This is a genomic window from Bradyrhizobium sp. BR 10289 (genome assembly GCF_019455385.1).
Taxonomy (GTDB): domain Bacteria; phylum Pseudomonadota; class Alphaproteobacteria; order Rhizobiales; family Xanthobacteraceae; genus Bradyrhizobium.
The window spans coordinates 438,262-450,936 of record NZ_JACOFR010000003.1 but is presented as its reverse complement, the minus strand read 5'-3'; the positions used below and the strand labels follow the sequence as shown (position 1 = coordinate 450,936).

At 63.9% G+C, this 12,675-nt stretch carries 11 protein-coding genes and 1 pseudogene; 6 read left to right on the top strand and 6 right to left on the bottom strand.

Annotated elements, in window-relative coordinates; translation table 11 throughout:
- Positions 1-337 precede the first annotated feature (337 nt).
- On the top strand, positions 338-1,699 hold the full coding sequence (gene pcaB, locus HYH08_RS08730; RefSeq protein WP_220009356.1) for a 3-carboxy-cis,cis-muconate cycloisomerase: 1,362 nt from the start codon (positions 338-340) through the stop codon (positions 1,697-1,699).
- A 112-nt stretch (positions 1,700-1,811) separates the two neighbouring features.
- Positions 1,812-3,068, top strand: a complete 1,257-nt coding sequence (locus tag HYH08_RS08725; RefSeq protein ID WP_220009355.1) for an aminopeptidase — start codon at positions 1,812-1,814, stop codon at positions 3,066-3,068.
- 217 nt (positions 3,069-3,285) lie between these two features.
- Here the strand turns inward: HYH08_RS08725 and HYH08_RS08720 are convergent, their stop codons facing one another.
- On the bottom strand, positions 3,286-3,840 hold the full coding sequence (locus HYH08_RS08720; RefSeq protein WP_220009354.1) for a hypothetical protein: 555 nt from the start codon (positions 3,838-3,840) through the stop codon (positions 3,286-3,288).
- Between the two features lie 238 nt (positions 3,841-4,078).
- Between HYH08_RS08720 and HYH08_RS08715 the strand changes: the two genes are divergently transcribed.
- Positions 4,079-4,534 carry a cupin domain-containing protein gene (locus tag HYH08_RS08715; RefSeq protein ID WP_220009353.1) on the top strand — a complete coding sequence of 152 codons (456 nt, stop codon included), beginning with the start codon at positions 4,079-4,081 and terminating at the stop codon, positions 4,532-4,534.
- A 134-nt stretch (positions 4,535-4,668) separates the two neighbouring features.
- Here HYH08_RS08715 and HYH08_RS08710 read toward each other — a convergent pair whose 3' ends face one another.
- The 5 genes and pseudogenes from HYH08_RS08710 to HYH08_RS08690 form a co-directional block, all read right to left on the bottom strand.
- Positions 4,669-5,721, bottom strand: a complete 1,053-nt coding sequence (locus tag HYH08_RS08710) for an amidohydrolase family protein (RefSeq protein ID WP_220009352.1) — start codon at positions 5,719-5,721, stop codon at positions 4,669-4,671.
- Positions 5,722-5,816: 95 nt separating this feature from the next.
- A complete protein-coding gene (locus HYH08_RS08705) occupies positions 5,817-6,338 on the bottom strand; it encodes a hypothetical protein (RefSeq protein WP_220009351.1) in 522 nt (173 codons plus the stop codon).
- A 65-nt stretch (positions 6,339-6,403) separates the two neighbouring features.
- Complete coding sequence (locus tag HYH08_RS08700) at positions 6,404-7,216, bottom strand: MBL fold metallo-hydrolase (protein ID WP_220009350.1); 813 nt, start codon at positions 7,214-7,216, stop codon at positions 6,404-6,406.
- A 125-nt stretch (positions 7,217-7,341) separates the two neighbouring features.
- The gene (locus HYH08_RS08695; RefSeq protein WP_220009349.1) at positions 7,342-8,868 is read right to left on the bottom strand and encodes a permease; all 1,527 of its coding nucleotides are present in this window, start codon (positions 8,866-8,868) and stop codon (positions 7,342-7,344) included.
- Positions 8,865-9,560: pseudogene (locus tag HYH08_RS08690) on the bottom strand (ABC transporter ATP-binding protein); the annotation flags it as partial. The pseudogene HYH08_RS08690 and the gene HYH08_RS08695, both read right to left, overlap by 4 nt.
- A 327-nt stretch (positions 9,561-9,887) precedes the next feature.
- Here HYH08_RS08690 and HYH08_RS08685 point away from each other — a divergent pair.
- The 3 genes from HYH08_RS08685 to HYH08_RS08675 are packed head-to-tail and all read left to right on the top strand — an operon-like array spanning position 9,888 to position 12,675.
- Positions 9,888-10,763 (top strand): branched-chain amino acid ABC transporter permease, encoded by an 876-nt coding sequence (locus HYH08_RS08685; RefSeq protein WP_220009348.1) that lies wholly within the window; start codon positions 9,888-9,890, stop codon positions 10,761-10,763.
- Positions 10,764-10,768: 5 nt separating this feature from the next.
- On the top strand, positions 10,769-11,920 hold the full coding sequence (locus HYH08_RS08680) for a branched-chain amino acid ABC transporter permease (protein ID WP_220009347.1): 1,152 nt from the start codon (positions 10,769-10,771) through the stop codon (positions 11,918-11,920).
- Positions 11,917-12,675, top strand: a complete 759-nt coding sequence (locus HYH08_RS08675) for an ABC transporter ATP-binding protein (protein ID WP_220009346.1) — start codon at positions 11,917-11,919, stop codon at positions 12,673-12,675. The genes HYH08_RS08680 and HYH08_RS08675 overlap by 4 nt, the downstream gene beginning before the upstream one ends.

Sequence of the window (12,675 nt, the reverse complement as noted above, 5' to 3'; positions counted from 1 at the left end):
CGGGGAGGTATACAACCTCGGCGAGAATTCAGCGGTTTGGAGCGGATTGCTGAGGGCTATGGCCGCTCTTTCTCCTTCATCCTGAGGTGCTCGCCTCTTCGGCGAGCCATCGAAGGATGGACGGCCCGGCTGCATCGGGGCCGCTCATCCTTCGAGGCTTCTCATGGGACGCGTTGCGTCCCATGCCTCGCGCCTCAGGATGACGGGGCGGCAGCCGGCGTGCTGCTGCGAGACTGTGGGACGTCGAAGGTGTGACGAACAATGAATGTCGATTGCTCCGCCAACGAAGCTGCGTAATCTCTCCCCCATACAAAACACCAACCATAAAGAAACGCCCATGCCCGCTTTTCACGCCTCCACCACCGTGCTCGACTCCATGCTGTTCCGTGATGCCTTCGGCACGTCGGCGGTGCGCGAAGTGTTTTCCGACGTCGCGTTGGTGGGGCGTTATGCCGAGGTCGAGGTGGCGCTGGCGAGGGCGGAGGCGCGATGCGGTGTGATCCCGCAGGAGGCGGCCGACCAGATCGCGGCGAGGACCGATGTCGCCGCGCTCGATTTCGACCTGCTCCGGCAGGAGACCGACATTGTCGGCTATCCGATCCTCCCTCTGGTGCATCAGATGGTGAAGCAGTGCGGCGAGGCCGGCCGCTACGTGCATTGGGGCGCGACCACGCAGGACATCATGGACACAGCGGTGGTGTTGCAATTGCGCGCTGCGCTCGAGATCGTCGGGCGTGACATCGCGGAGCTGCGCAAGATCCTCGCCGATCTCTCCAGGCGCTACCGCGATACGCCGATGGCGGGGCGCACCCACCTCCAGCAGGCGCTGCCGGTGACGTTCGGCTACAAGACCGCGATCTGGCTGGCGATGTTCGACCGTCACGCCGAGCGACTCGCGCAATTGAAGCCGCGCGTGCTGGTCGGGCAGTTCGCCGGTGCGGCCGGCACCCTGGCCTCACTCGGCGACAAGGGTTTTGAAGTGCAGGAGGCGCTCTGCGCCGAGCTGAAGCTCGGCGTGCCCGCTTCGACCTGGCATGTCGCGCGCGACGGCTTTGCCGAAGCGGTGAATTTCCTCGCCCTCGTCACCGGTTCGCTTGGCAAGATCGCCCTCGACATCATGATCATGGCCTCGACCGAGTTCGCGGAAGTCTACGAGCCCTTCGTCAAGGGCCGCGGCGCCTCCTCGACCATGCCGCAGAAGCGCAACCCGATCTCGTCCGAGCTGATGCTGGCGGCAAGCAAGGCAGTGCGCCAGCATGCCGGCCTGATGCTGGACGCGATGGTGCAGGATTTCGAGCGCGCCACCGGTCCCTGGCACGCCGAATGGATGGCGATCCCCGAAAGCTTCGTGCTGACCGCCGGCGCCCTGCACCAGGCCAAGTTCGCGCTCGCCGGCCTGATCGTGGACGAACCCAGGATGAACGACAATCTCGCCATAAGTCGTGGCCTGATCGTGGCCGAAGCGGTCATGATGGGGCTGGCGCCGCAAATCGGCCGGCAGGAGGCGCATGACGTGGTCTATGACGCCTGCCGGCTGGCCAACGACAAGGGGTTGACGCTGGCCGACGCACTGGCCGCCGACCCGCGCGTTTCGAGCAGAATCGACCGCGCGACCATCGATACCCTGACTTCACCGAAAAATTACCTCGGCCTCGCGCCCGCCATGGTCGACCGGGTGCTGAAATCGGCAACGCGTTGAAAACCAAACGCGTGGAATTGCGTATCTTTAACGGTTCGCAAGCCGCTCGCGCACTTGTGTCTGGGGATGCTAGGCTTAGATTGAACGACAGATTTTCGGCAGAGGACCACGCATGACCGATCACCGCAATTCCGCCGCTCCCATCGATCCCACCAAGCTCGACCGGCTGGCCGAGGTGGCGGTGAAGGTGGGATTGGGCTTGCGGCCGGGACAGGACCTGCTCCTGACGGCACCCGCGATCGCGCTGCCGCTGGTGCGCCGGATCGCCGTGCACGCCTACAAGGCCGGGGCCGGCATCGTCACGCCGATCCTGTCCGACGAGGAGATGACTCTGGCGCGCTACCGCCACGGTCACGACAACAGTTTCGACCGCGCCGCCAACTGGCTTTACGAGGGTATGGCGAAGGCATTCTCGAACAATACGGCGCGTCTCGCCATCGTCGGCGACAATCCGATGCTGCTGTCGGGCGAAGATGCCTCCAAGGTCGCGCGCGCCAGCAAGGCCAATTCGATGGCGTATCAGCCGGCGCTGGAAAAGATCGTCAATTTCGACACCAACTGGAACATCATTGCCTATCCGAGCCCGTCCTGGGCGAAGCAGGTGTTTCCGAACGATCCCGAAGACGTTGCGGTCGGCAAGCTTGCGGACGCGATCTTCGCGGCCTCTCGCGTCGATCGCGAGGACGCCACGGCCAATTGGGCGAGCCACAATGCGGTGCTGCGCGAGCGCACCAACTGGCTCAACGGCCAGCGCTTTCGCGCGCTGCAATATTCGGGTCCCGGCACCGACCTCACCATCGGGCTCGCCGACGGTCATGAATGGGAGGGCGGCGCCTCGCTGTCCAAGAACGGCATCAGCTGCAACGCCAACATTCCGACCGAGGAGGTCTTCACCACGCCGCATTGCCGGCGCGTGTATGGCCATGTCGTGAGCTCGAAGCCGCTGTCCTATCAGGGCACGCTGATCGACAACATCGCGGTGCGCTTCGAGGACGGCAAGATCGTGGACGCCAAGGCTTCGCGCGGCGCCGAGGTGCTGAACAAGGTGCTCGACACCGACGAGGGCGCGCGGCGGCTCGGCGAGGTGGCGCTGGTGCCGCACTCCTCGCCCATCTCGCAGAGCGGTCTGTTGTTCTACAACACGCTGTTCGACGAGAACGCCGCCTCGCACATCGCGCTCGGCCAGTGCTATTCGAAATGTTTCGTCAACGGCGCCCAGCTGACGCCGCAGCAGATCGCGGCGCAAGGCGGCAACCAGAGCCTGATCCATATCGACTGGATGATCGGCTCGGCCGAGACCGACATCGACGGCATCCTGGCCGACGGCAGCAAGGTGCCGGTGTTCCGCAAGGGCGAGTGGGCGAAGTAACTTACGTTCGTAGCCGAGACCTCTTCACCTCTCCCGTAGGGAGAGGTCGGATCGCATCGAAGATGCGATCCGGGTGAGGGGTTCTGGTCTCATTGGGTGCCGCGCCCCCTCACCCGGATTGCTATGGCGCGCAGTTGCGCGCCATAGCAATCCGACCTCTCCCCGCTGGGGAGAGGTGGACATCCGGGCCGCTCGGTCGATTGCTCGCCAAAGCTCCTCACGCCGCCGCGTTGCGCAGCATCGGGTTGTTGTCGATGTTGAAGCGGTTGAACAGCGTCGTGAACGGGCTGCCGTCGGTGGCCCGCACGATGGCATCGGACGCAGCCACGGCGTCGTAGAGCGCACCGACCGGATCATCCGGCTCGGGCAGGTCGAGGGCCCCGCGGATTTCCTCGCGCGCCTCGTTGACCTCGTCCTCATCCTCGAGTGTCGCTTCCAGCGCATCGGCCGCGCGCCGCATCTCCTGGAGATCACCGCCGGCGGAAAATTTCAGGATGTCCAGCCAGTAGGGACGGGCGACGACGAGCTGGATGAAGGCCTCGAAACTCTCCGCGATAATGCCTGCGCGGCCTTCCGATGAGACATAGAGCACATTCTGCGACGGCAGCAGCACGAAGGCGCCGCCGGAGCCGTCACTGCCGATCTGCCGCGGGCTGTCGACGCCGTCGATGCTGAACCAGGGTTCCTCGTCGGGGGCGAAGGAGATATCGAAGCCGCCAAGCCGGGCGACGACCTCGCTGTTGGCGCTCAGAACCTCGGGGGTCAGGGGCATCGGTGGGGGCTCCTTCCTGATATTTGACGCACTTTGTCGCACCCCGGAAAAGAAGGGTTCATGCGCCCGAATTTGCAGGGAAATCGCAAGGTTAACCGCTTCGCACCTGCAACTTACGGCTGATTGTCGAGGCCTGCGTAAGAAAGAATTAAAAACCGGCTACTAGCGTTCCCAACATCTTTCGAAACAATCCGGGCCAAGGCCCGGCCAGCCATAATTATATCCCCTGGGGAATTAGATGTCGCGCGCATTGATTGAAATCGGTAGTTGCAATGTGGACCTCGAACTGCGGCCGATCGAGCCGTCCTGGATCATCGAGGGCAATCCGGTGTCGCGCTCGCATATCCTGTCCACCAGCGCCGACGGCACCGCCTCCACCATCATCTGGCACTGCACCGAGGGCCGCTTCAACTGGTACTACGACATCGACGAGACGATCATGATCATGGAAGGATCGATCGTGCTCGAAAGCGATGGCATGCCCCCGAAGCGTTACGGCCCCGGCGACGTCATCTTCTTCCGCGACGGCGCGCATGCCAAATGGCATGTCGAAGGCTACGTCAAGAAGATCGCATTCTGCCGCAAGACCAATCCCGTCGCGATCGGCTTCCTGATCCGCGTCGTCAACAAGCTCAAGAAGATGTTCGTCTCCACCGGCGCGCCCCGTTCGGCCTCGCTGTTGGGGGCCGGCTAGTTCCGAGCATGATCCGGAAAAGCGTGAAGCGGTTTTCCGGAAAGATCATGCTCAAGCAATAAGAGTTTCAAGGACGCTTCCCAGCGGCCACGACGGAAGAGGGGTCGGGACCAGCATCCCGGCCCCTCTTCTCGTCATGAGGCCAGATCGAGCCGGTAGAAGTCGGTCGCGGTCTGCGAGAACAGCGCCGTCTTCTCGGCATCGCTCAAGGGCGCCGCAATGCGCTTGAACGCATTGAAGATCACCTGGTAGCTGCATTGTCCCTTGTCCGGCGGGAAATTGCTCTCGAACATCGCGCGCTTGGTGCCGAACGCCTCGATGCAGGTCTCGATATAGGGCCGCCACGCCGCGGCAAGCTCCTCGGACGAGGGCGGCCTCTCGCGCAGGTGGAAGTCATAGCCCAGCAGGCACATCGCGAGCCCGCCGAGCTTCACCACCACGTTCTCGCAACGGGCGATCTCCTGGATCGAGGCGCGCCATTCCGGAAACACCTCTTCGCGCCGCCCCGCAAAGCGGCCGATTCCGGCCGGACCGCCACAATGGTCGAGCACGATTTTGGTGTCCGGGAATGTACGCGCGAGCTCGGTCAGCTCACCGATTTGCGGATGAAATAGCCAGGCATCGAAGCTGAGATTGAGCGGCGCAAGACAGGCAAAGCCTTTGCGAAAGGTCGGATCCTGCAACAGGTCCTTCGGCCGGTTCGCATACATGCCGGCAACGGCGGGATCCGGATCCCAGGCGGAGGAGTGCCTGATGCCGCGGAAGCGGCCGTTGCCCGCCGCGATCTCGGCCTCAAGCACTGGCCTGGCCGCATCGCCCAGCAGCAGATTGGCGTGGCCGACGATGCCGGCGCAGATCGCGGCCTTGCCGTAACCGCCGCTCGCGCTCATCGCCGCGACGCCGTTTGCAAACTCGACCTCGCCGATCGGCCGGAATGCTTCGGGCCCATGCGCACGGTACATCGAGCGGCAGTCGACATAGACGGTGGCGATAATGTTGTGACCGCTGGCGATATCCGCCGCCATCTCCTCGATCAGATAGCGATGGCCGCGATTCCAGAGATGGTGATGGGGATCGACGATCGGCCGCAAGGGATCGATGATCTCCTCCTGATATTGCGCGAGCCAGTCCTCGCGCGGCTCGACGAAGAGCCCGCTCGTGTTGGCGGGCAGACCGCTGGCAGCCATCGGCATTCGCTCCCTTTTGTATTTTATAGGGGGAGCCTAGCACCTCATCCCCGCGCGCAGCAGCGCGCGTTGCGCAACCGCACCCGGCGCCGCCGTTAGCCCTTTCGCCGCCTCGCTCTCACACCGACCACAAGCCGCCAATCGGCTGCCGCGGCAGGCTTGACCTCGCCGAGCCAGTGGAAAGAATCATGGGTGATCTCCGTAAAACTCCAGCGAGTCAGGTCGCCGGTCTCGGTCGTGCCTTCTTGCACGATGTCCTCGCCGCGCGGACGGCCGATCTGCTGGCGGAATACGCTGCGGCCGGGATCGAACCAGGAAATCCGCCACGCGGAAATGGTGGGATCGTAGACCCGCAGCGTCGTGCCGTACCAATTGCCGGCAATCGGAAAGGCCGCGCCGCCGGCAGCGCGGGGGATGATCCAGATATCCTGCACGGCGCGGCCCTCCAGCACCCAGCCGAAGTGGATCTCTCCGGGGGCCGCGTGTTTCGCTCCATCCGGTCCGTGCGCCGTGACTTCGGCATCCCAGTCGCCGACGAAGCGGCCATAGAGCTGAAGCGCTGCCGCATGCTCGACGTTCGGTCCATCGGCGTGCAACAATCTGGCAAAGTCGGTCATGTCGATCTCCTCTTGTGGGGAGATCAGCACGCGCGGCGCGCAGCCGGCTTGGAAAAAATTGCGTCTCAGACCCCGTCGAGGATGATCACCGTCGGCTTGGTCGGCAGCGCATCCCGCGAGATCCGGAACGAGCGCTCGTGGCGCCGGTCGATCTCGAACTGCTGGCCGATCAGTTGCATGAACTCGTCGAGCGGCGTGGCGAAACGGTGCATCGGCAGCACCACCGACGCGCGCAGCCGCTTGGTGATCTCGGAGATGCCGTTCAGCGACATGGTGTAAGTGCCGTCGATCGGCACCATCACGATATCGAGCCGCCCAATCTGGGCAAAGTGGCTGTCATCGAGCTTGTGGTGAAGGTGGCCGAGATGGCCGATGCAGAGGCCCGCGACCTCGAAGATGAAGATCGAATTGCCGTCGCGGATCATGTCGGCGCCGGAATCATCGCCGAAATAGCGGCGGATGTCGGTGGTGACATTGCGGATGAAAGTGTCGCCGATGCGATCCGATACGATGGCCGGCTTGCCGTCTTCGCCCCAGCCATGCAGCACATGAGGAATGCGCTTGTCGGGAAACAGCGAATAGTGCGTGCTGTGGGCCCGGTTCATGGTGACGACATCGGGCAGCCGGCCGACCTGATAGGCGCCGCTATAATCGGTCGCGATGCGCAGGCCCCCGGGCGTGTCGATGAAATAGGTGGAGTGGCCGGCATAGGTGATCCCGATCTCGGCGGCTGCTGCCGCCTGCCGGAAGGCAGCTGGCATGATGCGAGGTGCGGCATTCGCCATCGCCAGGCATTCGCTGCGCTGAGGCTGCTGGGCGAGGGCCGGTGAGAGGAAGGCGCCGAACAGGGCCAGAGCCGCCGAAACCAGTCGCCGCATGAATCCATTCCCCAATGACTTCCCAGGGAAGTCTAGCGTGCAATGCAGCGCGTGGCCAACAGCCAGCGTTCAACAGCGCGTCCAGTGTCGCACCTTCAGATCAGCCTTACAGTCAAGACAGCGCCTCACTCCCGCCGCGGGCTGAACTTCCAGGTCATTGCCACGAGACCCGCGGTGATCAATCCGCTGATCAGGCCAGCAATAGGGAGGGCCAGCAGCAGCGCGGCGCTGGCGGCCCAGCCGATCGATGAGAAGGCCTCGGCGAAGGTCGCCAGCCGCGAGGAGGTCTGGCGGCGGCGGAATTGGCTGCGCCGGGCCTGCACCCGGAACCAGAGCTGGATTGCGGTCGCCGAGGCCGCGCTGATGATGATGGCGCCGGCGCTGACCGCGGCCTGGAACGGCGAGACAAAGGCGAGCGCTGCGATCAGAGGGCAGAAGATGGCGGCGATTGCGATCAGCACCACCTCGATTTTGGCCCGGATGACGCTGGACGGCGTCAGCGGTGCGGTGGCGACCAGGTCGGGCGCGTCCTCGCCGGAGATCGTCAGCCAGGCGAGCCCGCCGGCGAGCTGTCCCGCTGCCATCACGATGACGGGCGTGATCAGCGTCAGTGCGGCGGAGCTGTCGGCAAAGCTGCGCCAGAGCAGCAGCGCTGGCGGCACGAGGTAGAGCAGCTGCATCAGGGTCTGCGAGATCAGCCAGGGATCGCGCCAGAGCAGTGAAAATTCCTTGCGCCGCAGCGCCTGCTGCCGCGACCCGCCGCGGAACGGGCGCTCCTTCGCGCGCTTGCTGCCGGACCTTCCGTAGGCCGCGGCGTCGATCGCAGTGTCGGCAAAGCGGCCGGAAAAGATCGCCATGACGCTGCCGAGCAGCACGAGGCCAAGCGCGAGGAGCAGCAGCAGCGCCTCGCTGTCGCCCATGGTTGCGCGCGCCGGCCACCACCAGATGCTGTCGACGTCGGGGGCATACTCGGCAAAAACGCCAGAGGTCAGAATGGTGAAGCGCGACAGCGTGCCGTAGGACATGATCGCAGCGATCTGGAGGGCGATCACGAAGCCGGCGCCGATGATGGCGGCGAGGATCTGGGCGACGAAGCGCGTGCGGGCCGGGCCGATCAGGCGGAATAGCACGATGGTGACGGCGATCGCGATTGCCGCCGCCGATAGGCCCATCGCAATGACGACGCCGAAGGCGGCGAGCCAGCGCGGTCCGCCGCCGATGATCAGCACGTCGACGAAGGGCGTCGAGAACAACAGTGCCATCACCGTGACGGTCAGCGCGATCGCTGCGATCCGCACCGAGAACAGGTTGGCCAGCGTCGCGGGTGACGACATGATGAGGTCGAGATCGGCGCGGGCGTAGAACACCCGCGTGACCGACTCGATCGCCTGCGACAGCATCAAGGTCCAGGCGAGGAAGATCGTCGCCGTGATCACGATCAGCGAGGATTTGTCGAGCGGCAGTTGCAGATCGGCGAAGCGGCCGATCACCGCCCAGGCCGGCACGTGCAGCAGTGCTGCAAAGAGCAGCAGGCCGATCACGGCGGCGCGCGCCCGCTTGCGACGGCCGCCCGTCATCATGGCAAACCATTCGCGCCAGGCGAGGCGCAGCTCGTGGCGCGCGAACCAGGAGAGCGCGGTCGCCGAGCTCATGCGGCGTCCTGAAGCGTCACCAGCGCGATGAAGAGATCCTCGAGACTTGTATTGTCATGGCCGTTCTGACGGCGCAGCTCGGTCAGCGTGCCCTCGGCCACCAGGCGGCCCGAGGCGATCACGCCGATGCGGTCGGCCATGCGCTCGGCGACCTCGAGAATATGCGTGGTCATGATGATGGTGCAGCCGGCCTGCACGCGCTCGCTCAACAGGCCCTTTACATGGCGGGCGGAGACGGCATCTAAGCCGGTCAGCGGCTCGTCGAGAATGATGAGGCGGGGATCGTGCACCAGCGCGCCGGCCAGCGCGACCTTCTGGCGCATGCCCTTGGAAAAACCTTCGCAGCGTTCGTGCCGGTGCGGCTCGAGCCCGAGCGAGACCAGGAGTTCCTCGGCGACCGGTTCCGAGATAGACGGCGCAATGCCCCAGAGGCCGGCGACGAATTCGAGATATTCGAGTGGGGTGAGCTTGTCGTAGATCATGGGCTCGTCAGAAACCCACGCCATCACCTGCTTGGCAGCAACGGGATTCTGGAGCGCATCGATGCCGAAGATCGAGACCGCGCCGGAGTCGGGCCGGAGCAGGCCTGCAACCATGCGCAAAGTGGTGGTCTTGCCGGCGCCGTTGGGGCCGACCAGCGCATAGAATTCGCCGGCGCGAATGGTGAGATCGAGGCTGTCGACCGCCAGACGGTCAAAACGCTTCGTTAACCCTCGGACTTCGAGCGCCGAGTTGTCCGGCTTCATGACGGCCACACCATCCGGTTTTGCATCGCCCGCGACCATGACCTGAAGATGTTTCGGCACCGTGAATCGCGCTGCAGCAAATTCCGACGCCCGCCTTGGACTAAAGGCAGGATACCTCACAAGTCACCGTTTGTTGACAGCCGTTGACGGTTCAGGCTGAATTGCGAAGGGACAAATGGCGCTAACGCGGCGGAATGACTGCGTAGCGGCTGGACACAAGATGTGGCGAGGCGGCCAAAAGAACCGTCGGTTGCATCGGGAGGAAGCGCGGCGATGCTGGATTTCGTTCAGCAGCTGGTCAGCGGTGTTGCGCTCGGCTGCGTCTACGGCCTGATCGCGCTCGGCTTCGTGCTCGTCTACAAGGCCACCGAGGTCGTCAATTTCGCCCAGGGCGATCTGATGATGCTGGGCGGCTTCTTCGCCTTCACCTTCATCGGCATGATGGGACTGAACTACTGGATCGGTTTTGCCGGTGCGGTGGCCGCGATGGCGCTGTTCGGCATGCTGGCCGAACGCGTGGTGGTCCGGCCGATTCTCGGCTATCCGCAATTCTCGATCATCATGGCCACGATTGGGCTGGGCTATTTCCTGCGCTCGGTCGCCGGCATGGTCTGGGGCACCGACGATTTCAAGATCGATACGCCGTTCAGCCAGGGCGTGCTGCGCATCGGCTCGCTGGTGCTCGCCTACGACAAGCTGTCGGTGATCGCAGCGACCGTCATCCTCTGCACGCTGCTCTGGCTGTTCTTCAACAAGACCACGCTCGGCACCGCGATGCGCGCCTCTTCCGAGAACATGCTGGCGGCCTACTACATGGGCATCCCCGTCAAGCGCGTGGTCTCGATCGTGTGGGCGATCAGCGCTGCGGTCGCGACCTGCGCCGGCGTGCTGCTGGCGCCGATCACCTTCATCCATTCCAATGTCGGCCTCGTGCTGGGGCTCAAGGCATTTCCGGCCGCCGTGCTCGGCGGCTTCGGCTCGATCCCCGGCGCGGTCGTCGGCGGCGTCCTGATCGGTGTGATCGAGAGCATGGCCGGCTTTTACCTCGCCGAAGGCTGGAAGGACGTCGCGCCGTACATCGTGCTGCTCGCCGTGCTCTTGCTCAAGCCGGAAGGCCTGTTCGGCCTTCACGTCCGCAAGAAGGTCTGAACGCCATGCGCTTCCTGTTCAAGACCGACTATGAGGACGATATCAGGCTGTTTCCGCATTCGGGCTATGTCGTCTCCTATGGCATCCTGCTCGCGCTGCTGCTGATCGCGCCTTACGTGCTCTCGAGCTATCTGATGAGCCAGCTCGTCTTCGTCTGCATCTATGCAACGGTCGGCGTAGCGCTGCTGATTTTGACGGGCTTCACGGGACAGGCTTCGCTTGGCCACGCCGCGTTCCTGGCGATCGGCGCCTACACGGCGGCGTATCTGCAAAAATACAATGTGCCGTTCCCCGTCTATTTCCTTGCCGCCGGCATTCTAACCGGCTGCATCGGCGCGCTGGTCGGCTTTCCTGCGCTACGCCTGCAAGGCATCTATCTCGTCATCGCCACCATCTCCTTCGCCTTCATCATCGAGGAGATCCTGGCGCGCTGGGAGAGCGTGACCAACGGCAATGAGGGCATGCGGATCAAGGCGGTGTCGCTGCTCGGCGTCACGGTCTCGCGCGACAGTCCGACGTTCTACTTCCTCTGTCTTGCCGTGCTGGTACTGACCATCGTCGGCACGCTGAACTTGCTGCGCTCGCCTACGGGCCGCGCCTTCGTCGCGATACGGGATTCTGAGACTGCGGCGCGCAGCATGGGCATCAACGTCGCGCTCTACAAAGTAAAATCTTTCGCGATCTCGGCGGCGATCACCGGTTTTGCCGGCGTGCTGTTTGCGCACAAGCTCTCCTTCATCTCGCCGGAGATGTTCACGCTCCAGCTCTCGATCGAGTTCATCATCGTGATCCTGATCGGCGGCACCTTCAGCCTGCACGGTGCGGTGCTGGGCGCGATCTTCATCGTGATGATCGATCCGTTCCTGACTTACCTCAAGGATGACATGCCCGGCATCATCGCAGGCATTGCCGCGACGTTCGGCGCCGGCATGCAAACGGCGGCGAACATCCAGGCGAAGGTCGCAGCCTTCGCCTCGCTCAACGGGCTGAAGGGCGCGATCTACGGCATCATCATCGTGTTGTTCGTGCTGTTCGAGCCGCTCGGGCTCTACGGCCGCTGGCTCAAGATAAAGCTCTTCTTCCAGCTGTTCCCGCTCTACAAGCGCGCCACCTTCAAGCGGCAGAAGATCTACGTGAAGTCGGAGCGCAACCGATGAGCTATTTTCGCGCCGAGAACCTGTCGCTGCACTTCGGAGGCCTCAAGGCGGTCGATGCGGTGTCCTTCGCGGTGGAGAAGGGCGAGATCCTCTCGATCATCGGGCCGAACGGTGCCGGCAAGAGCTCGATCTTCAATTTGATCTCGCGAATCTACCGGCCGACCTCGGGCCGCATCTTCTTCGAGGATCAGGACATCACCGGGCAGCCGCCTTACGACATCGCAAGGCTCGGCATCGCCCGCACCTTCCAGAACATCGAGCTGTTCGAGAACGCGACCGTTCTGTCCAACCTGCTGGTCGGCCGTCACCGCCATTCCACCACGCAGCTCTGGCAGGAGCTGCTGTTCCTGCCGAGCGTTCGCGCCAACGAGAAGGTGCACCGCCGCCGGGTCGAGCAGGTGATCGAGTTCCTCGATCTCGAGCCCTATCGCGACAAGCTGATCTCCGGCCTGCCCTACGGTGTGCGCAAGGTGATCGAGCTGGCGCGCGCTCTGTGCTCGGAACCGAAGCTGATCCTGCTCGACGAGCCGTCCTCCGGCCTCAATGTCGAGGAGACCGACGATATGTCGTTCTGGATCCGCGACATGAAGAACGAGCTCGGCGTCACCGTGCTGATGGTCGAGCACGACATGTCGCTGGTCAATCGCGTCTCCGACCGCGTCATCGCGCTGAATTACGGCCGGGTGCTCGCCATGGGCTCGCCCAATGAGGTGCAGCAGCATCCCGACGTCGTCGCCGCCTATCTGGGAGCTTGA